Origin of the sequence: Sorangium sp. So ce367 (genome assembly GCF_051520455.1) — a bacterium.
Taxonomy (GTDB): Bacteria; Myxococcota_A; Polyangia; order Polyangiales; family Polyangiaceae; genus Sorangium; species Sorangium cellulosum_B.
This window is the reverse complement of sequence record NZ_CP150334.1, coordinates 10,538,759-10,559,308: the sequence shown is the minus strand read 5'-3', so window position 1 is coordinate 10,559,308 and position 20,550 is coordinate 10,538,759. Positions and strand designations below refer to the sequence as shown.

The following is a 20,550-nucleotide window of genomic DNA, read 5'->3' as shown; positions in this document are numbered from 1 at the left end:
ATGACACAGCGAGGTGTGCGGCGGGTGGTGGTCGTCGGCGGGGGCATCGCGGGCCCGGTGCTCGGGATGTTCCTTCAGCGCATCGGCGTGGAGGCGACGATCTTCGAGGCGCGCGCGGCCCCTCTGGAGCAGGAGGGCGCATTCCTGGGCGTCGCGCCGAACGGCATGAACGTGCTCGCGGACCTGGGCGTCGCGCGCGCGGTGCAGGAGCGGGGCGCGGTGTGTGACGGCATCCGGTTCGAGAACGCCCGGGGGCGGCGCATCGGCGTGATCGACCAGCGCGACGCGGCGCGCCGGTTCGGCGCGGGCCTCGTGATGATCCGCCGCGGCGCGCTGCACGCGGCGCTCGCGGAGGAGGCGGCCCGGCGGGGCGTCGCGATCCGGTACGGCATGCGGCTCGAGGGGGTGGACTGCTCGGATCCGCGCGAGGTGGTGGCGCGCTTCGAGGGCGGCGGCGAGGCGCGCGGCGACGTGCTCATCGGGTGCGACGGCGTCCGATCGCGCACGCGGGCGGCGGCGCTGCCCGGCGCGCCGGCGCCGGGATACACCGGCCTCATCGATTTCGGCGGCTTCGCGCGCTGCCCTGGCGCGCCGCTTCAGCCTGGCTGGAGCGTGATGGTCTTTGGCCGCCGGGCGTTCTTCGGCGCGTTCGCGGCGCCGGAAGGCGAGGTCTGGTGGTTCCACAACAGCGGGGAGCCCGCGCCGGAGGGCGCCGCCGCGCCGGGGCCGCTCCGCGAGCGCATCCTCGCGCTTCACGAGGGCGATCCAGGCTGGATCGCCGACGTGGTGCGCGCGACGCCCGAGGTGCTCGGTCCGTGGCTGCTGCACGACATCCTGACGATGCCGCGCTGGCACGCCGGCCGGGTCTGCCTGATCGGGGACGCGGCGCACGCGGCGACGCCGCACGCCGGCCAGGGCGCCTCGCTGGCCATGGAGGACGGGATGCTCCTCGCGAGGTGCCTGCGGGACGAGCCCGAGCCGGAGCGAGCGTTCGCGGCGTTCGAGCGGCTGCGGCGGCCGCGGGTCGAGGCGATCGTCCGCCAGGCGCGCCGCAACGGCAGCCGCAAGGCGGTCTCGGGGCCTGTCGCGGGGTGGCTCCGCGACAGGGCGCTGCCGCTGTTCTTGCGGATCGGCGCCGCCGCGCAGGAGCGCGCGCACGCGTACCGGATCGACTGGGAGGAGCGGATCGCGTAGCCGGGGAAAGGGCGGGGGCGTGTAGCCCTCCCGGGGAGAGGGCGGCGGCGTGTACCCCTCGACGTGGGCGCCGTCGACGCGCTCGAATCAGCGCCCGAGCGCCCGCGCGGTGATACGCGCGAACACCGGCCCCGCCACCTTGCCGCCCGTCGCGTCCTCCGCGGCGACCACCGCGCCGACGAGGATGACGAAGCGCGGCTGCTCGGCCGGCGCGACCCCGATGAAGCTCGCGTAATTGCGCGGCTCGCCCGCCGCCGATTCCTCGTCCGTGGTGCCGGTCTTCCCGGCGACCCGCACCCCTTGCACACGCGCCGCTTTGCCCGTCGCCTGCTCATCGCTCACGGCGCGCTCCAGCATGCCCATCACCGCCCGCGCCGTCTCCGGGCGGAGCACGCGCTCGTTCTCCAGGTGGTGCTCGAAGCGTACGCTGCCGTCCGCGCCCCGGGCGCGCCGGGCGAGCGTCGGCGCATTGAACACGCCGTCATTGGCGATCGCGGCATAAGCGGCGGCCATCTGCAGCGGGCTGGCCATCGCGCCGCCATGGCCCGATGCCAGGGCCACGCCGCGGAGCGAGCCGTCCGCGATGACCGGAGGGACCTCGCCGACCGGCGCGCCGCGGAGCTGGATGCTCATCGCCTCGCCGAAATGAAAGCGCCGGAGCCAGCGCCCGAGCGCCTCGCCGCCCAGCTTGTCGAAGATCCGCGAGGCCCCGATGTTCGATGAGAGCGTGAGGATCTGCGGCACGTCGAGCCACTCGTTCGGCCTCGCGTCGCGGAGGATCTCCTTGCCATAGCTCCGCGCTCCCTTGTCGCAGAAGAACCGGTCGGTCACCGCAATGGCCCTCTCGTCGAGCGCGGCCGCGACGGTGAGCGACTTGATGGTCGAGCCGCTGATGCGCGGCGCCGCGGCGGTGCTCGGATCATGGAGGGCCAGCACCTCGCCGGTCTTCGGATCGAGCACGATCGCCGTGGCGGCGACAGGGCGCCATTCGTCCGCCATCCGCTTCATCTCTTCATCGACGATCGCCTGGATGTCGCGATCGATCGTGAGCTCCAGGCGATCGGCTGGGGCGCCCAGCACGGAGGCGACCTCCGCGGTCAGGTGGGCCAGAGAGGCCGGCGTGGAGCCAGCAACGGCCGAGGTAGAGGTCGGAACGGACGCGCCCGCCGGTGCAGGAGCGACCGGCTCCGACTTCCCGGACGGATTGGTCGGATTAGCCGCCACGGCCGCGGCAGGTCCTTCCTTGCCGGCGGTGACGCAGGCCACGACCCCGAGCAGCGCCGCAGCCGACGCGGTGATTGCAACGCCCCGCGCCGCCGACGTGCGCAGAGACCCCGCCCGCGGTCGCACGATGGCCTCGACCCGCGCCAAGAGCTGCGAGGGCTCCGCCATCCCGAGCGCTCCGCCCGGCACCTCACGGAGCCGCGCCGCGCTCGTCGCAATGGCCAGCAGGTGCTCGGCATATTCGGTCGGCCGCGTCCCGCTCGCCAGGACCCGCTCGTCCGCCGAGAGCTCGCGCTCCATGCGAAGCCTGCGCGCCGCGAGCCACACAAGCGGGTTGAACCAGTGCATTGCACAGGCGAGCTGCCCCACGATCTGGGCAAGACAATCGCGCTGCTGAACGTGCGCCAGCTCGTGCAACAGCACGGCTCGCCAGCGCGCCGGGCTCCACTCGAGCGCCTCCCGCGGCACCAGCACCACCGCCGAAAAGACCCCGGTCACCGCCGGCACATCGATCTCGGAGCTGACGCACACGCGGGCGTTCATGCGCGCTTCGCCGAGGGGCGCCGTGATCCCCGGAAACGAGAGCGGCGTCGCGCGCCGGGCGATCCCACGCGCCTTGGCAAGGCCATGGGCCAGGCGAGCGAGCACCGCAGATGCCCCGAGCGCCCACACGGCAAGGATCACCGGGCCCCACGGAAAGGACTGAGTTGCCGGGGCGACCGGCGCGAACGGAGCCTGCACCACGGCGTGGGAGAAGGGCTCGACGGAGGGTGGGGCAATGGCATCCCCGATGGGCTCGGCGAAGGGTCTACTCGCGTCCTCGACGCCAAGCTCGGCCACCGGCAGCACGCGCCACGCCGGAACGAGCCGCGAGGCGACCGGCACCAGCGCCGCGGCCGCGAGCCCGAGCACCAGCACGAGCCGGCGTGTGGAGGCCGGCGCGCGGCGGAGCAGCGGCATCGCCGCGAGGGCGAGCCCGAGGAGCACGGCGCCCCGCGCGGCATCGACGAGGAACGGCAGCGGGCTCATCTCGATCGGGCTCATCTCAACCCCCTTCTTTCTTGGCGCGCTCGATCACCTGGGCGATGCGATCCAGCTCTTCCCGCGATAGCTTGGACTTCGACGTGTCGACAAGCGCGGTGACCGCTTGCTCGACCGAGCCTCCAAAGAACGTCCGCACGACCTGCGCCAGCGCGCTCCTGCGAGCCTCGCTCGGGGCCGCGACCGGCGTGTAGACGTAGCGTTGCCCTTCCTCCACGTGCTTGACGTGCCCGCGCTCCTCCAGCAGGCGCAGCAGCGCGCGGACCGCCGAGTAGCTCGGCGGATCCTCGAGGTTGTCCTTCACCTCGTGCGCGGTCGCGCGCCGCAGGCGGTACAAAATGTCCATGATCTCGCGCTCTCGGCGCGTGAGCGGCGGCTTCGGCATGACGTCCATCCGTAGCCTGGTGCTAAGAAATTAGCAAGCAACGCGTGCTAATTTCTTAGCACGTGCGTTCCGCCCGGAGACTCGAGGGCTATCCGCTGGCCTGGGCACCGTAGAGGGGGAGGGTGAGCGCCGTCGAGGCCTTCCGGCCCTTGCGACCGGGGAGCCCCGTGCGCGTCAGCCATGGTGCCACCCGGAGCGCTTGATTCCGGATCCACAGCGCTCGCGATGTGGCGGGGATCAGACTGAGCGCGCCGCCGCCGGCGAGCGACTGGTTCACCTCAACGAACGGCCTCATGACGCGCTCGTACGAGGCGAAGGCGGCGCCAGGGTCGGAATGGGTAGCCAGCTCCCCCGCCAGGACATAGGCGCCGACCATGGCAGTGCTCGTACCTTGGCCCGACAAGAACGACGGCGCGTGGGCCGCGTCTCCCACAAGGGCGACCCTTCCCTTCGACCATCGAGGCATGCGGATCTGGCTGACGACGTCGAAGAAGACATCGGTGGCCTCCTGCAGAGCGGCGAGCATCCGCGGTACTTCCCAGCGGGCGCCGGCGAAGACGCTGGCGGTCAACCTTCGCTGCGCCTCGATGTCGGCGAACTCCGAGAAGGGAGGCTGGGGACGGGCGAAGGTCAGGAAGGCGTGCAGGCGATCGCTGTCGCCGGCCGCGAACAGCACGGCCGCCTTCCCGGGCGTGTTGCTGATGAACGCCTCGTGAGAGAGCCCGAGGGTGTTGGAGATGGTGAAACCTGCAAAGCAGTAGCCGAGATAACGGTGGTACTGCGCCTCGGGCCCGAAGGCGAGCCGCCGTGTGTTCGAATGCAATCCGTCAGCGCCGATGACCAGGTCGAAGGGGCGTTGCAGGCCGCTCTGGAAGTGCACATCGACGCCGCCGCCGTGCTCGTTCAAGGTGGTGATGGAGTCGCCGAAGCGGAATTCGACGTCTTCTCGGACGGCGTCGTAGAGCACCGTCGTGAGCTCTCCGCGAGGCAGCTCCAGATCCCGGCCTTCCTTGCCGCCGGTGAGCGCCTCGGGCCGGATCGACCCGATGAGCGCGCCGTCGCCATCGACGAACGTGATTTTGCGTGAGTCGATGTGCGCGGCTGCGATGCGCGACAACACGCCCATGCGCTTCACGACGTCGATCGCGGTGCCCCGGATGTCGATGGGGTAGCCGCCGCTTCGCACAGCGCCAGCCTTCTCCACCACCGTGACCTGGAAGCCGTACCTGTGAAGCCAGTACGCGAGCACGGGGCCGGCGATGCTCGCGCCGGAGATCAGGATCTTCTTGTTCCGCGAAGTCGCCATGTGTCCGCCTTCCTTCGGTGTGAGCTCGCAGCGGCGGAGGGCGCATCCGCGAGAGATCGGCGCGACCCGCCCGCTGCCACGAGGCAGGGCAAGCAGCTGCCGACCGCGGTCCACTCGGCCCAGGGAGCTCTGACGTCGACTACACTACACGGTGTAGTGTACAAAGGCCAGGGCAAAAAGAGGCCAAAATGGGCTATACCTGGAGGTGCATGTCCTCCACCGGCGCACAAAAGGCTCTTCGTGAAGGGTCCGCGCAGAAGCGATCCGCCATCCTCGTGGCGGCCCGGGAGTTGTTCCTGGCTGACGGGTTCGACCGCTCGAGCGTCGATGCCGTCGCCGCTCGCGCCGGCGTCTCCAAGAGGACGGTGTATGACTATTTCGGCGACAAACAGGCTCTCTTGCTGGCCGTCGTCGAGTCCACAGGTGACCTGCTCATCGCGGCGGTCCGACGGGCTATCGAGGACACCTTGACGCACGTCACGGACCTGGAGGACGCCTTGAACTCCTTCTCGGCGCGGATCGTGACCGAGATGCTCGGCTCGGTGGACTACCTTGCCCTCATGCGACTGGTAACGATGGAGTCCGTTCATCTGTCGCAGCTGCGCGGTCGCGACCACTGGATGATGAACGCTCCGGAAGAGGCGATCGCGGAGCGGTTCGCGGAATTTGCGCGTGCAGGGCTGCTCGACGCGCCGAACCCCCGGCAGGCGGCCGATCATTTCATCGCGCTGACCTTCTTGCTCGCCGCCAACGCGTTCGGGCCGGTGGTCGCCCCGAACGACGCCCGCATGCGAGAGCTCCTCGTCGAGGGGGTGCGCGCATTTCTTCGAGCCTACGCGCCCAGCCGCCCGGCCCAGCCTCGATCCCTCGCGTAGCGCAGGCGGTCGCGGCGGCGCGCGGCGTCACGGCCAGAGCGCGATGGCGACCGTGACACTGCATGCCGGTGACCGACAGGCTCAAGGGTTTCTGGCGCAACGCGACCCGATGTTGCCTCGGAGCTCGGGGTAGTAGACGTGGCGGGTGGCTGACCGAAGGGTCGGGGCGAGGTCGTCGTTGCTGCCGCTCCGGAAAGCCCGGTAGGAGCCTGCTATCACAGCGGCGCAGTCATGGCATGGCACTGGGTACTGGACCGGATCCCAGTCCAGCGTCCATTCCCACGCGTTCCCGCCCAGGTCGGACTGCCCCCACTTCCCGTCGCCTCTTGGCGACTTCGAGCCGACGTTTCGCAGGCTGCACGTGCCGCCGCAGTAAACCGCGTAGCTGTCATCGATCGCCGTGGAGGTCGCTGGCTTCGACCACGGATAGTACCTGTGCTCGCTGCCCCCGGAGGCGGCGTAGTTCCACTCCGCCTCTGTCGCCAGCCGTCCGCCGTCCCACGCACAGAACGCGAACGCCGTGTACCAGTCCAGGCAGTTGATCGGCTTGTTTTCGCCGCTCCCCGCCGTGTCCGTCCAGCTCTGGTGCACGAAGCAATTCAGGGCGTCTCTTAGGGCAGCCGTGTTCGGCGGCAGCTTGGTGTTCCACGCCGAGCTCCAGCCAGAGCCTGGGATCTTTGGATGTGCGCCCGCACCATCCCCAGGCGGGCTGGCCTGCGTGCCCATGCCTGCGTTCACGAACGCCCGGAACCGGCCCACGGTGATCTCGTACTTGTCGAGGTAGAAGTCGCTCACCGTCGCCGGGTAGCTCCGGTCCAGATAGTCCACGCCGTCGTAGCTCCGAGCGAAAGATCCGCCGGGGACCAGCAAGCTCTCGCAGCAGTCCTCGTTCTCCGATGGCCCGCAGGTCGCCGGCAGCCCGGTGCAACTTGGCGCCGTTCCAGCCCAGGCGCCCGCGCGGCCGCTGCCTCGATCCGCCGCGATCGCCTCGTCCGCCGCGGTCCTCTCCTCGTTTCCGCAGGTGCAACCTGCCGAGAGCAGCAGCCCGAAGAATGCGATGCAGACGGTGTGGCAAGGAGGGGCAAGCGAAATCATAGGTCACCCACGATGGTCAGCTCCTGCTCTCCTCCGGAGCGCGCGCCACCACGCATGGCGCGCGCCCGTCGACATCGCAGCTCGGTTGCGTTGGGCCTGCGCTCCGATCAGCCCCCGAAGAACGCCTTCGCCTGCTCTCCCAGCACGTTTTCACCCTTCGGGCTGCTGGCGTGGCAGCCGTCGCTGACTTCGCCCGCGTCGTTGTTGAGGATGAACTTCCCGAGGTAGCTCATGTTCTCGTTGATGGTCGGGTCCTTGGCCAGCTCTTGCGCCTTCATGTCAGTCCAATCGGCGCCGCCCGCTCCCGCAATGAAGCAATCGTGCCCTGCATTGTAGACCGGCTGGCCCACGATGTAGATATGGGTGCCCGGGTTGACGTGCTGGCGCGCCGCGTTGACCATGTCACGGAGCTCTTTGTCGGTGGCCCGCTGCGACAGGATGCAGATCTGGACCATGACGGCTTTGACGACGTCTTTCCCGCCGATCGACTCCATCTTCCGGTCGAAGAGCTGCCAGGAAGAGCTGTTCGGGCTGGTCCAGTTCTGGACCACCATGGCGCCCGTTTGATAGTTGTCGGCGTTCCACATGATCTTGCCGCCAACGCGCTTGTAGCCGGTGCCGATGTTGTTGGCCATCGAGCAGCCGGTGTACGCAACCGAGTTGTCGCCTGTTGGAGGCAGGCCGTCATCCCCGCCGCCCGTTCCGGGATCGCCGCCCGTGCTCGTGCTGCCCACCGACGCTGGCCCGCTCGGGTCTGCGCCGCCGGTGCCACCTCCGCCGGTGCCGGAAGCACCGCTGGTACTGCCGCTCGGGGCTCCTCCTGCTCCGGTCGTCCCCGTGGTTACTCCGGCGGAGCTGGAGGCTCCAACACCTGTCCCACCGCTCGTCGAACTTCCGGTCGTGGAGCCGCTGGTGCCCGCCGTCCCTCCGGTTGCGGCGCTCTCCGACTCCGAACCGTCGTTCAGGTCACTCTCCGAGCTGCAAGCTCCGAGGCAGAGCACGGTTATCCCAAGAGCGCAGCGGACCACCCATCGGGAGGAAAGAACAGGATAATTCATCGTCGTCACCTTCGGTTAGGGGGGCGTTGGTCAGGACCTGCGGGGACTCTCGGCTCGCGTCCGACCGTCCTTGTTCTATTGCCGCTGCGACCCGCTCGAATAGACGGCGAGATCGTCGTCGCCCCCCTTGGACAAATCTGTCATCCCCCGCTCGTCGACCTGGAGCGTCATCGCGATGCCCACCTCTCCGAGGGGAGCGTCACCGCGGGGCGCGCCGGGCGCGTGCGCTCCGACGCGCCGCCCATGCTTCTGCTCGCGACCCTTGCCGCCGCCCCCTTCGGTGCGCTACGTGCGCCGCCATGCGCACGTTGTTTCTGGATCTCGACGGCACCTTGACGGACCCGGCCCCTGGCATCGCCGCCTGCTTCGTGCACGCGGCCGATGTGCTCGGGCACGGCTCGGTAAGCCTCGCCGAGGTGCGCCGCTTCATCGGTCCGCCGCTGCGCGAGGCGTTCGCCGAGATCCTGGCGACGCGCGACAGCGCCCGCATCGAGGAGGCCGTGCGCGTCTATCGCGAGCGCTTCGGCTCGCTCGGCCTGTTCGAGAACAGCGTGTATCCCGGTGTGCCAGAGGCGCTCGCGCAGCTCTGCCAGGCGGGCCACGGCCTCTGCCTCGTCACCAGCAAGGCAGCCGTCTATGCCGAGCGCATCGTCGACCACTTCGGCCTTCGCTCGCATGTGCCCCGCGTCTACGGCGCCGAGCTGTCCGGCGAGCGCTCGACCAAGGCCGAGCTCATCGCGCACGCCCTGGAGCGCGAGTCGCTCACCCCCGCTGACGCCTGCATGATCGGCGACCGCGAACACGATGTCCTCGGCGCCAAGGCGCACGGCCTCGTGGCGATCGGGGTGACGTGGGGATATGGGTCGCGCGCGGAGCTGGAGGCCGCGGGCGCCGACCGCATCGTCGACACGCTGGAGGAGCTGGTGCTGGCGGTGCGTGCGTTGAGGGAGACTCGAGGCCGAGCGGCTCGATGAGCCCGCGGCTCCGCAGCGCCGGCCATCGCCGACGGCGAGCGGCGGCAGCGTCATCGCGGCAACCCGCGTGGACGCGCTGTTCGTCAGGTCCATCGTCCACGTAGGGAAGCGGCTTCCCTCCCCTGCAGGCCCCCCCATGGCCCGCCGCTCGTCGCTCCTCTCCACGCCCGGGGGGCGTCGGGTTTGTCACTCCCCCGCTGGCCTGTGCGACGTTACTCTGTGGCGCGCAACGAGGCTTCTCGTCGATATTTATCAATTTATGACGGTAGAGCTGATTCATGCCATCGTTCGTCAGACCACCGTCCTCATCGCCCAGCTGGCGACCTCGGGCGGCTGGCGCGCACCCCTGGCCCAGCTCGCAGACCAGGTGTTCCAGGACCTGGTCACAGAGCTCGAGCGGCAGGGAGTCAGCCGCAAGGTGGGCGCCGACATGTTCGGCATGGGGCTCCGGACCTATCAGCGCCGGGTCCGGCGGATCACGGAGAGCTCGGTCGAGCGCGGCCGTTCGCTCTGGGAAGCCGTGCTGGACCACATCCGCCGCCGGGGCATCACGCCGCGGGCCGAGATCTTGAGGGCGTTCGCCGGCGAGGATGACGTCCTGCTCCGCGGGGTGCTCTTCGACCTCTGCGAGAGCCGCCTGATCTTCCAGGCGGGGCAGGGGGCTCAGGTGGTGTATCGCGCGGTGTCCGAGGACGAGCTGGGCGCGCTGCGCGCGCTCCGCTCCGGCGAAGGCGTCGATGAGCTCGTCTGGGCGATCATCTACCGGGAAGGCCCGCTCGCGCGCGACGAGCTGCTGCAGCGGACGCACATCGAGCGCGCGGAGCTCGACGCCGCCCTGGGGCGCCTCGTGGAATCGGCGCGCGTCGAGCGGACCGGGGAGGGCGCCGGGGCGACATACAGCGCCGGGAGTCTCTATGTGCTGCTGGGCTCGCCCGTGGGGTGGGAGGCGGCGATCTTCGATCACTTCCAGGCGATGGTGAAGACCATCCTGTGCCGGCTGCGCGAGGATCGCTCCGCGCCCGGCCTCGCCGACCGCGTCGGAGGGAGCACCTATACCCTCGACGTGTGGCCCGGCCATCCGCACGAACAGCGGGCGTACGAGACGCTGGGGCGCCTGCGTGCCCAGCTGGTCGAGCTGCGCGAGCAGGTCGAGGCCTTCAACGCGGCGCACGAGAGGCCGGACAGGTACACGCAGGTCGTTCTGTACATCGGACAGTGCTTGATCCAGCAGGACAGCGGGGGCGGCGATGAGATCTAGGGTGGTCGTGACGGCGTGCCTCATCGCGGGCGTGACGGGCGGGGCGCTCCTCGGCGCGGCCTGCAGGGACATCGGCCCTCAGACCGGGAGCGAGACCAACTTTCTCAGGAGCTGTGATGCCAGCTGCGCGGACGGCCTCTCCTGCATCTGCGGCGTCTGCACGCGCGCCTGCTCGGTCGCCCGCGAGTGTACGGCGCTCGCCTCCGGCGCCGAGTGCGTGGCCGCGGCGGAGCGGCCTGCCGAGGCGGCCTGCGCCGCGGCCGAGAGCGCCGCGTTCTGCGATATCTACTGCAGCGGCGACGCCGACTGCGAGCCGCTCGGCGCGCCGTTCCGCTGTCAGGGCGGCTTCTGCCGGGCGCCCGGCAATGGCGAGACGGCGACCGCCTGCCCGGCGACCACGCTTTCGCCCGGCGACAACGAGCGCACGGTGACGGTCGGGGACACCACCCGCAGGTACGTCGTTCGCCTCCCTGCAAACTACACGGGGGCGAGCCCCATGCCGCTGGTGCTCGATTACCATACGCTGGGCGGGACCCCGGCGGAGGAGGCCGAGGCCTCGGGGTACCGCGAGCTCGCCGAGACCGAGGGGTTCCTCGTCGCGTGGCCGCAGGGCATCGACGGGGCGTGGAACATCGGTCCATGTTGCACGACGTCACGCGACGTCGACGACGTGGGGTTCGCGCGCGCCCTGGTCCAGGAGGTCCAGAAGGAGGCGTGCGTCGACCTCAAGCGGGTCTATGCGGTCGGCGTCGCGAATGGCGGCGGGATGGCCTACCACCTGGCCTGCAACGCCGCGGACGTCTTTGCGGCGGTCGCTCCCAGCGCGTTCGACCTTCTGGCGGAGTCGGAGCAGCCCTGCCAGCCGTCGCGGCCGGTGACCGAGATCTCGTTCCGGGGTACCGCGGACTTGCTGGTGCCTTACGAGGGCGGGCCTCAGCAGGCGCCGAACGGCGCGAACATCACCTTCCTCGGAGCCGCCGGCACCTTCGAGAGGTGGGCCGAGCTGAACCGGTGCACGGGATCACCGAGCCCGGCGGACAGCGACGGTTGCTCGACGTACTCGAGCTGCGCAAGCGGCGCGGAGGTGACGTTGTGCACAACGGAGGGCGGCGGCATGACCTGGGGGAGCCCCGAGATCGGGTGGGCCACGCTGAAGCGGCATTCGCTTCCTTGACACGGAGGCGGCCACCGATCCCGGCGCCGGCCGGCCACCCCGCGCCGGCGCTCACCACCAGCCGATGTCCTGGATGACGGTGCCGGCGTCGCCGTACCGCACGATCGCGCGGTTCTGGCGGATCTCATAGGACTTCGGCGAGCTGTCGACGATGTCCTGATCGAAGGTGTGGCACTCGAGCTTGTAGGTGCCCTCGCCCTGCATCAGCGCGCCCTTCAGCTTGATGTACGTCTCGTTGTAGCGGCTCCTGAGCCGCAGGATCGCCTCCTGGGTGGCGTCGATGAGCAGCTCGAGGTGGACCGTCTTCTCCCGCTTCGGGTGCGACGCGTCGAACGCGAGGTTGACGACGATGCCGGCGTCGAGCAGCGCCTCGATATCCGACTTGGAGAACGTCTCGAAGACCGTGAGCTTTGCCATCGCGCGCTCCTTCCAGGGATGTGCTCGTGGCTATGTACTACGGCGCGCAGCCCGGGGCCGAGGATCCTCGCGCGGCGCGACGCCGGGGCCCCGCGATCACCCTCGGGCAACGGGGGCAGACCGCCGCGCGCTCCGCGGCCGATCGGCAGAAAATCCCTCCAGATCGCGGTCGAAATGCTGCTCCCGCCGGTCGTTTCGTGCGATGAAAATAAAAATCAATTGCATGTGCGCCAGCTCGCATGGTAGGAGGGAGCAAGCACGCTGGAGAGGGAGGAGCAGGGGCGCGGTGTGCCCTGGGGCTGCCTGTCGGATCGCGTTCGTCCGAGGAGGTGGCTTCGCGGGCACCCTGGCGCCTGCGGACGCTCACGTCTGCGCTCTCGATGTGGGGACGGCATGAAAACAGATTTCTTCCAGCTGCGTTGTCGTTGCGCGCGTGGAGGGCGGCGCGGTTCCAGCCGTGTGGAGTCGATGACACCGAATCGACGGAGATCTGTGCCATGAACGATAGAGACACACAGAAGCAGTTCATCCTCGAGGGGAAGCTGACGAGAGTGATGTGGGAGCTCTCGTGGCCGGCGGTGCTGGCCATGGTGCTCTACGGGCTCAACGCCTTCCTGGACGCCGTGTTCGTGGGCCAGCTGATGAACAAGAGCGCCCTGGCCGGCGTCGGCATCGCCTACCCCTTGTCCCAGATCACGCTCGGCCTCGGCAGCCTGGTCGGGACGGGCGCGGGCACGGCGCTCAGCATCTACCTGGGCGCCGGCGACAAGAGCAAGCTCCACAGCTTGCTGGGCAGCGTGAACGGGCTGTCGCTGCTCCTCAGCTTGCCTTACACCGTGCTCGCCTACGTGTTCGCTGAGCCGCTGGTGCGCATGATGGGCGGCACCGGGGAGATCCTCGCGTACGGCACCGAGTACTTCAAGGTGACGGCGCTCGGCTCGGTGTTCTGGGTGCACGGCCTGGCCGTGAACATGACGGTGCGCGGCGAAGGCAAGATGAAGACCGCGGCGTGGATGATCTCCCTCGGCCTGCTGGTGGACGTCATCCTGAAGCCGCTGTTCATCCACACGTTCGGCTGGGGCGTGCAAGGCGCGGCGTGGGCCACCAACGCGGCGATGCTCGTGTACTCGGTCGTGGGGCTCCTGTATTTCGCGAGGGGGCGCGCCTCGTTCGACACGGCCTGGCGCACGATCCGCGTCGATCCGGCGATCCGGAAGCAGATCGTCTCCCTGGGCATGCCGGGCATGATCTTGACCATCATGGGCATCGCCCAGAACGTCGTTGTCTACAACGCGGTCTCGGGCCAGGGCACGGAGAACGACGTCGCCTTCTACGCCGCCTGCAACCGCCTCTTCCTGTTCATGCTGACCCCGATGCTCGGGCTGATGCGCGCCTTGCAGCCGGTGGAAGGGATCAACTACGGGGCACAGCGCTACGTCAGGGTGAAGCGGGCCTTCAGCCTCTTCGGGCTCGCCGGGGTCGCGTTCGTCCTGCCGTTCTGGCTCGCGATGATGCTCGCCCCGAACGCGGTCCTCAGCTTCCTGCTGCCGGGGTCCGAGTTCACCGCGCAGCAGCTGCTCGATTTCCGGATCTACATCGTCGTGCTGCCCCTTCTGCCGTATGTCTTCAACGCGCTGGTGCTGTTCCCCTGCCTGGAGCGGGCGAAGCTCGCGAGCGTGGTCGCCCTCCTGAGGCAGGTGGTGCTCTTCATCCCCTTGATGTGGCTCCTGCCGAGGCTCGTCGGGGTGAGCGGGGTCTACTGGGGGACCACGGCCATCGACGTCGCGATGTTCCTCCTCGTGCTCGTCATGGTGAACCGAGAGTTCCGCAGGCTCGACGGGCGCGACGTGGAGACGAGCGCCGCGCTCAGGGAAGCGCCCGCCGGCTGAGCCCGGCCCGGCCTCCGAGATCTCCCGCCGGCCCGCGGCGATCACCCGGTGATCGCCGCGGGCCGCAGCACGCACCGGCCGACCCCCGCGCGCGGCGCCCTCCCCGCGCGCGATGTCCCCTTCTCCCTCGCCTGTCCAGAGAGCCCGCGCGGATCGCCGCGCGCGGCCATGAACGGCATCCAGAGTTCACATGCAAAACTATTGCAACAGGTTACTGGTTGCTATAGATGGAGCCGCATGAACACCGAGGCTCCCGCGCGTCGAGGCCCAGCGCGCCCGTCCCGGGCGCGAAGGAGCGCCGGCGCCGCCGCTTTTGTCGCGGCCGGAGCTCTTCTCACGGGCGGGGCCGCGCACGCGCAGGACGCCGGCGCGGTCTCGCCGGCGGAGCCGGCCCGGGACGCCGCGCCGGAGGGCGAAGCGCCTCCGGGCGCCGCCGATGAACCCCGGCAGGCGCCGGAGAATCACCCGCCGGTCCTCACCTCGTTCGTCGAGGCCGATTACCCGGCGGCCGCCCTCGCGCAGAGCCTGGAGGGGACCGTCGTGCTGAGGCTCAGCATCGAGGCGGATGGGCGGGTGTCGGCGGCGGACGTGGCGCAGTCCGCGGGGCACGGCTTCGACGAGGCGGCGCAGGCCGCGGCGCAGCGCTTCCTGTTCTCGCCTGCGCGACGGGGGGACACCCCGGTCGCCTCCCGGATCCTCTACGCGTACGAGTTTCACCTCCCGAAGGCGCCTGCGAGCGGCGCGCTCCGCGGGCGTGTGCTCTTGCCCGGCGCGAGCTCGCACGGCGTCGCCGGCGCCGAGGTGCTCGTGCGGCACCAGGATGGCTCCACCGAGCGAACGCGCACCGACGGCGAGGGCCGGTTCCAGATCGAGGGCCTCGCGCCCGGGCCCTGCGTCGTGATCGCCGAGGCGAGCGGCGTCGGCCGGGCCGAGATCGAGACCGAGATCGCCGGAGCGCACGTCGCCGAGATCGCCTTGCGGCTCGTGCCATCCGGCGAAGAAGCCCTGATCGAGGTGACCGTGCGCGGGCCGTCGGAAGCCGAGCGGCGCCGGCAGTCGGCCGAGGCCGTGACGGTCGTCGAGACGGACCGCGTCAAGCGGGAGTCCTCGGACATGGGCGAGGTGCTCGCGCGCACGCAGGGGGTCGGCGTGCGCCGCGAGGGAGGCCTCGGCTCGGCAACGCGCTTCTCGCTGAACGGGCTGACGGGCGATCAGGTGCGGTTCTTCCTCGACGGCGTGCCGCTCGATCTGGCCGGCTATCCGTTCGGCGTCTCGAACGTGCCGGTAGGCCTCGTCGAGCGCGTCGAGATCTACAGCGGCGTGGTCCCGGTGCGCCTCGGCGCCGACGCCCTCGGCGGGGCGGTCGACCTGATCACCGATCAGGATCTCTGCGCGTCGCGCGCCGGCGCGTCCTACGAGGTGGGCTCGTTCGACACCCACCGAGCGGCGCTCGCCGGCAGCCACCTGCACAGGCCGAGCGGCTTGTTCGCCCGCGCGAGCGGCTTCTTCGATTACGCGAAGAACGACTACCCGGTCGAGCTCGACGAGGTAGAGGACGAGCGCGGGCGCTTATCGCCGGCGCGCGTCTACCGCTTTCACGACGCGTACCGCAGCGCGGGAGGCCACGTGGAGCTCGGGTTCGTCGATCGGCCGTGGGCGCGGCGCCTGCGCCTGCGCGCCTTCGTGACCGACTACGACAAGGAGTACCAGCACAAGCTCGTCATGAGGGTCCCGTACGGCGGTGTGACGTACGGAGAGACGTCGGCAGGCGCGAACCTCCGCTACGAACAGCCGCTGGGGCGCGGCGTGTCGCTCGACGCGGTGGGCGGCTATGCGTACGTCCGAGGGCGCTTCCTCGACGTCGCGACCTGCGACTACGACTGGATGGGGCGCTGCGACCCCGAGGGCAGCGAGCCTGGCGAGACGGACGCTTTCCCCCACGACCAGGTCTTCTGGGACCATTCCGCCTTCGCGCGCATCAACGTGGAATGGCGCATCCGGCCGTCACACGCCGTTCGCCTGGCCATCGCGCCGACCTACGTGACACGGACGGGCGATGAGCGCCGGCAAAGCGACCCGGATAGCCCCGATCCGCTCGCCGACCGCCGCAGCGTGCTCGCGCTGGTGAACGGCCTGGAGTACGACCTCGACCTGCTCGAGGACCGGCTCGATAACGTCCTGTTCGTCAAGCAGTACGTGCAGCGCGTCGCGAGCGAGAGCCCGGTCGCCGGTGACCCTGCGCGCGACCTCGACGGGAGCACCCACCGCTTCGGTATCGGCGACGCGCTCCGGTACAGGTTCACGCCGTGGCTCTACGGGAAGGCCTCCTACGAGTGGGCGACGCGGCTGCCCAGCCCTGACGAGGTCTTCGGCGACAACACGTTCATCGCGGCCAAGCTCGGGCTCGATCCCGAGGTCAGCCACAACATCAACCTCGGGCTCACCCTCGACGCCCGCGAGACGCCGGCGGGCGCCTTTCGCGCGACGGGCAATGGCTTCCTGCGCGCGGCGGACCGGCTGATCGTGCTCCTCGGCAACGATCGGGACCAGAGCTACGAGAACGTCCACGGCGCGCGGTCGCTCGGCGTCGAAGGCTCCGCCGGATGGACCTCGCCCGGGGAGCACCTCGCGCTCGACGGCAACGTCACCTACCTCGATTTCCGCAACACCTCGAGCGAGGGGGCGTACGGCGCCTTCGAGGGAGATCGCATCCCGAACCGCCCGTACCTCTTCGCCAACGGCACCGCGCGCCTCCTGTTTCACCGCGTCTTCGCCGCGGAGGACGAGGTCGCGCTCACGTGGAACAGCCGCTACGTACACGAGTACTTCCGCACCTGGGAGAGCCTCGGGCGGCCTGACTCCAAGCAGGTGATCCCCTCGCAGCTCGTGCACTCGGCCGGGCTCGGATACGTCGTCCGGCGCGGCAGCGCGAGCCTGAGCACGACGCTCGAGATGCAGAACCTCACGGATGAGCGTGTGTTCGACTTCTTCCGCACGCCGCGCCCGGGCAGGAGCTTCTACGTCAAGACCACGGCGGAGCTCTGAGCTCGAGGGGCAGGTGATGGGATGAACGGCCACGCGACGAACCAACAGACCCTGCGGCTCGCCGAGCACACGAACTCGAGGAGATGAGATGCACACCGTTGTAGCCGTCAAGAACCTGCTCGTTCAGTCCGGCGCGTCCTGGGTCCTGTGGCTCCTGTTCGCGCTCTCGGCGGGCAGCATCGCCATCGCGATCGAGCGCTGGCTCTACTTCCGCTCGAAGGACGACGACGTGCGAGCGCTCGCCGCCGAGCTCGACGCGCACCTGTCGAATGGCTCTGTCGCCGCCGCGCTCGACGCGCTCCGGCCGATGCGGTCGGTCGGGGCGATCGTCGCCCGCGCGGGCCTGAGGCTCGCGCAGCGCGGGTCGGCCGCGGCGGACAAGGGGATGCAGAGCGCGATGGCCGCCGAGCGGAAGGCGCTCGAGGCGCGGCTCGCGTACCTCGGGACCCTGGGCAACAACGCGCCTTTCGTCGGCCTCTTTGGCACCGTCATCGGCGTGATCCTGGCGTTCGAGCAGCTCGGTCAGGCCACGGGGGCGGCGGGCGGCGGGGCCGCGAGCCAGGTCGCCTCCGCCGCGGTCATGGCGGCGATCGCGGAGGCGCTCGTGGCGACGGCCGTGGGCATCGGCGTCGCGCTGCCGGCCGTGGCCGCTTACAACTACCTGCAGCGCCGGATCGCCGCGATGCTCGACGACGCCGAGACGCTCTCGAACCTGGTGCTCGCCTATCTGGCCACCGGAGAGGCCGCGTATCCGTCCTCTCGTGTCGAGCCCGCGCGCGCGGCCCATGGCGGAGCTTCGATCGACAAGCCGATGAACGGCGAGGCGTCCCGCCCGGAGGCGGCCTAGTCATGGCGAGCGCCGGGCAGAGCGCGAGATCCCGCCGCGGCGGGATCATCGAAGGGATCAACGTGACGCCGCTCGTCGACATCACGCTGGTCCTCTTGATCATCTTCATCGTCACCGCGAAGATCGTCGTCGCGCCCGCCGTCCCGCTGGATCTGCCGCACGCGTCGCAGAGCGAAGAGGTCCAGGCGGTGCTGAGCGTGGTGCTGCCCGCGGAGGGGCCCGCGCAGGTCGACGGGGCCGCGATCGACGATGCGGCGCTCCGCGAGCGCGCGCGGGCGGCCCTGTCGCGCGATCCGCAGCTCCGGGCCGTGATCCAGGCCGACCGCGCCGCCTCGCACGGCCGCGTGATGACGGTGCTCGACACGCTGAAAGCCGCGGGGATCGCGCGTGTCGCCTTCGGCGCCGTCCGCCCGGAGGCCGAGGCCCATGCGGCGGAGAGGACGGGCCACCAATGATTCGATCGGAATTCCACCCCGAGAGCGTCGCCGGCATCGTCCTCGACGCGGCGCGCTCCCACGTCCAGCCCCGGCGCGCGAGGGGAGGAGCCCGCGCATTCGCGGCCGACAGCACGGCCGGGATCGTCCTGGGGGCCGTCAAGGAACATTCGGCACGAGCGCTCGTGCTCGCGCTCATGCCGGCGGCCGTCATGCAGGGCACGGTCGGGATCATCGCGTTCCGCCTGGGCCCGGACGACACGACGGCGAGCCAGCGCGAGGCGCGCCCGCCGCTGCAGGTGGAGCACGTGGTCGATCTGGCCCCACCGCCGTCGCCACCGAGCCCCTCGCCGCAGGCGGAAGCTCCGGCGCCCAGGGCCGCCGAGCGCTCCCCCGCGCGCGCGGCCGCTCCTGCCGCTCCTCGGGCGCCTGCCGCTCCCGCCGCGCCTCCACCGCCCGCGCAGGCAGGGCAGGTCGCCCTGGCGGAGAACGGGGCTGCGCCGCTCGATTTCACCGGGTTCGACATCGCCGTTGGCCGCGGAGAGCGGTATGCCGGCGGTGTCACCTCCTCTGCGGGGACGAGCGCGCAGGCGGTGAACGCCGCGCGTGTGGACCCGAGCGCTCCGCCGGAGCGCCGGCAGGGAGGCCCCTCGCGCGCAAGGCCTGTCGGGCAGCCCGCGCGGGAGTGGAATTGCCCCTGGCCGCGAGAAGCGGACGCGCTCTCGGTGGACGAGCAAACGGTGGTCATTCGCACGGTCGTTCGTTCGGACGGCACCGTCGCCTCGGCGGAGCTCCTCTCGGACCCGGGATACGGCTTCGGCCAGATGTCGCTCGCGTGCGCTCGCAAGCAGCGATTCCTGCCTGCCGCCGACGAGGGAGGCCAGCTCATCACGGCGACGTCGCCGCCCATCCGCGTGAGGTTCACGCGACATTCGCGATCCACAGGCGCGCCCTAGCGAAGCCCGACGCGAGAAAGGAAGCGAGAGATGAAGTCTTCAGGTACCACCAGGCTCCTCGAGGTCGAGGCCGCCGCACGCTCGAGCGCCCGGCGCGGCGAGCAAGGGCGGCGACTGCGGCGGCTCACCGAACGATGCGTGAACGTGATGGGGCGCGCGCGATGGCCGCTCGCGATAACGTGCCTCTTGTCCCTGCCGCTCATGGCTGGTTGTGGCAGCGATCCCGGGGAGAGCGGCGTCGAGGCGCCGGACGACGGCGGTCCCCGCTATGCCATCGTCAGCCGCATCGAGGACACTGACTTCACGAACAGCACCGTGTTCGTCTGGGTGGTCGACGACCTGAGCGGAGGGTCCGTCCGTCTGGACGAGGCCATCGAGCTCCCCGGGAGGGGCTCTGTCTGGGGAGTCCCGCGGACCGAGATGTTCTATCTCGTGAGCTCCGAGGATCTCACCGTCTCGAAATACAGGGTGGTCGCCGGCAAACCGGAGCTCGACGCCCGGCTCGGGCTCGGCGGAGCCGGGATCTCCGTCCTCATCGCGGAGAAGATGGTGTTCGACGGCCCGGACCGAGGGTTCCTCTTCGACCTCATCTCGGGGCAGGTGCTCGAGCTCGACCTCGCCGCCATGGAGATCTCCCGGCGTATCGACGTGTCGGACGCGCAGATCGACGCCGCGGACTACACGTTCCTCGGGGAGCCCAATTTTCGTGAGCATGGCGGCCGGCTCGTCGCTCCGCTGTACGGCGTGAGCGCGGCGTACGATCGCGTGGCCAGCGAGTCGAAGATCCTCTTCTTCAATCCGACCGACGGCTCGTTCGAGGTGAAGGCCGCCCCTTGCGGAGGCCTCCTCAACACGGTGAAGGCGCCGGGCGGAGACATCTATTTTTCGTCCGATCCCTATGTCGCCTCGGTCTTCATGACCGACCCGGAGAGAGCTCCTGCGCCGTGCATGGCGCGCATGGCTGCGGGCCAGGACGAGCTCGACACCGACATCGTGGCGCTCAACGAGGTGACCGGCGGACCCACCGGCGGCCTGATCCCTGGCTCCGACGGCGTGGCGTACGTGCGCGTGCTGGACACCAATAGCTTCTCGCCCGGCGCGGACGCCACCCATCTGGAGGCGTACGCGGCGCAGGACTGGCAGACGTGGCGCATCCAGCTCGACGATCCAGGATCGGCCGAGCGCCTCGATCGCCAGCCGCTCGCCGGCGGCATCAAGGTGTTCGAGGTGGACGAACAAGCCTACGAGAACGAGTCAACGACAGGCTTCGAGTCGACAACGCTGGTGCGGACGACCGGAGACGGCGCGCCCGCGCGCGCGCTGACGATGCCTGGTGTCACGTGGAGCGTCTTGCGCGTGCGCTGAACCGGAAGCGGAG

The 20,550-nt window shown here is 70.1% G+C and carries 17 protein-coding genes; 11 read left to right on the top strand and 6 right to left on the bottom strand.

What is annotated here, in order from left to right:
* Positions 1-1,194, top strand: coding sequence for an FAD-dependent oxidoreductase (locus WME97_RS39950; protein ID WP_437545574.1), 1,194 nt, complete (start codon positions 1-3; stop codon positions 1,192-1,194).
* Between the two features lie 87 nt (positions 1,195-1,281).
* Here the strand turns inward: WME97_RS39950 and WME97_RS39945 are convergent, their stop codons facing one another.
* From WME97_RS39945 to WME97_RS39935, 3 genes are all read right to left on the bottom strand, one after another.
* On the bottom strand, positions 1,282-3,462 hold the full coding sequence (locus WME97_RS39945) for a penicillin-binding transpeptidase domain-containing protein (RefSeq protein ID WP_437545572.1): 2,181 nt from the start codon (positions 3,460-3,462) through the stop codon (positions 1,282-1,284).
* Position 3,463: 1 nt separating this feature from the next.
* The gene (locus WME97_RS39940; protein WP_044969989.1) at positions 3,464-3,844 is read right to left on the bottom strand and encodes a BlaI/MecI/CopY family transcriptional regulator; all 381 of its coding nucleotides are present in this window, start codon (positions 3,842-3,844) and stop codon (positions 3,464-3,466) included.
* 88 nt (positions 3,845-3,932) lie between these two features.
* A complete protein-coding gene (locus WME97_RS39935) occupies positions 3,933-5,150 on the bottom strand; it encodes an FAD-dependent monooxygenase (RefSeq protein WP_437545569.1) in 1,218 nt (405 codons plus the stop codon).
* Positions 5,151-5,359: 209 nt separating this feature from the next.
* On the opposite strand from WME97_RS39935, the gene WME97_RS39930 reads away from it, so the two are divergent.
* Positions 5,360-6,025: a TetR/AcrR family transcriptional regulator gene (locus WME97_RS39930; protein WP_437545567.1), complete on the top strand. Its 666-nt coding sequence runs from the start codon at positions 5,360-5,362 to the stop codon at positions 6,023-6,025.
* An 81-nt stretch (positions 6,026-6,106) separates the two neighbouring features.
* On the opposite strand, the gene WME97_RS39925 is transcribed toward WME97_RS39930, so the two are convergent.
* Positions 6,107-7,120: a formylglycine-generating enzyme family protein gene (locus WME97_RS39925; protein ID WP_437545565.1), complete on the bottom strand. Its 1,014-nt coding sequence runs from the start codon at positions 7,118-7,120 to the stop codon at positions 6,107-6,109.
* Between the two features lie 107 nt (positions 7,121-7,227).
* On the bottom strand, positions 7,228-7,854 hold the full coding sequence (locus WME97_RS39920) for a hypothetical protein (RefSeq protein ID WP_437545563.1): 627 nt from the start codon (positions 7,852-7,854) through the stop codon (positions 7,228-7,230).
* 623 nt (positions 7,855-8,477) lie between these two features.
* On the opposite strand from WME97_RS39920, the gene WME97_RS39915 reads away from it, so the two are divergent.
* From WME97_RS39915 to WME97_RS39905, 3 genes are all read left to right on the top strand, one after another.
* On the top strand, positions 8,478-9,152 hold the full coding sequence (locus WME97_RS39915; RefSeq protein WP_437545561.1) for an HAD hydrolase-like protein: 675 nt from the start codon (positions 8,478-8,480) through the stop codon (positions 9,150-9,152).
* A 259-nt stretch (positions 9,153-9,411) separates the two neighbouring features.
* Positions 9,412-10,410 (top strand): hypothetical protein, encoded by a 999-nt coding sequence (locus WME97_RS39910; protein WP_437545559.1) that lies wholly within the window; start codon positions 9,412-9,414, stop codon positions 10,408-10,410.
* Entirely contained in the window at positions 10,400-11,584 is a 1,185-nt protein-coding gene (locus tag WME97_RS39905; RefSeq protein WP_437545557.1) for an alpha/beta hydrolase family esterase, read from the top strand. Before WME97_RS39910 ends, WME97_RS39905 begins: the two co-directional genes overlap by 11 nt.
* A 51-nt stretch (positions 11,585-11,635) precedes the next feature.
* Here the strand turns inward: WME97_RS39905 and WME97_RS39900 are convergent, their stop codons facing one another.
* Complete coding sequence (locus WME97_RS39900; protein WP_437545555.1) at positions 11,636-12,001, bottom strand: hypothetical protein; 366 nt, start codon at positions 11,999-12,001, stop codon at positions 11,636-11,638.
* A 497-nt stretch (positions 12,002-12,498) separates the two neighbouring features.
* Here WME97_RS39900 and WME97_RS39895 point away from each other — a divergent pair, with 497 nt between their 5' ends.
* From WME97_RS39895 to WME97_RS39870, 6 genes are all read left to right on the top strand, one after another.
* Positions 12,499-13,890, top strand: coding sequence for an MATE family efflux transporter (locus tag WME97_RS39895; RefSeq protein WP_437545553.1), 1,392 nt, complete (start codon positions 12,499-12,501; stop codon positions 13,888-13,890).
* Positions 13,891-14,127: 237 nt separating this feature from the next.
* Positions 14,128-16,935: a TonB-dependent siderophore myxochelin receptor MxcH gene (mxcH, locus tag WME97_RS39890; protein ID WP_437545551.1), complete on the top strand. Its 2,808-nt coding sequence runs from the start codon at positions 14,128-14,130 to the stop codon at positions 16,933-16,935.
* Between the two features lie 88 nt (positions 16,936-17,023).
* Positions 17,024-17,782, top strand: a complete 759-nt coding sequence (locus WME97_RS39885) for a MotA/TolQ/ExbB proton channel family protein (protein ID WP_437545549.1) — start codon at positions 17,024-17,026, stop codon at positions 17,780-17,782.
* A 2-nt stretch (positions 17,783-17,784) separates the two neighbouring features.
* The gene (locus WME97_RS39880; RefSeq protein WP_437545547.1) at positions 17,785-18,237 is read left to right on the top strand and encodes an ExbD/TolR family protein; all 453 of its coding nucleotides are present in this window, start codon (positions 17,785-17,787) and stop codon (positions 18,235-18,237) included.
* Positions 18,234-19,172: a ferric siderophore ABC transporter substrate-binding protein gene (locus tag WME97_RS39875; RefSeq protein WP_437545545.1), complete on the top strand. Its 939-nt coding sequence runs from the start codon at positions 18,234-18,236 to the stop codon at positions 19,170-19,172. The genes WME97_RS39880 and WME97_RS39875 overlap by 4 nt, the downstream gene beginning before the upstream one ends.
* Positions 19,173-19,202: 30 nt before the next feature.
* A complete protein-coding gene (locus WME97_RS39870; RefSeq protein ID WP_437545543.1) occupies positions 19,203-20,537 on the top strand; it encodes a hypothetical protein in 1,335 nt (444 codons plus the stop codon).
* The last annotated feature ends 13 nt before the right edge of the window (positions 20,538-20,550 follow it).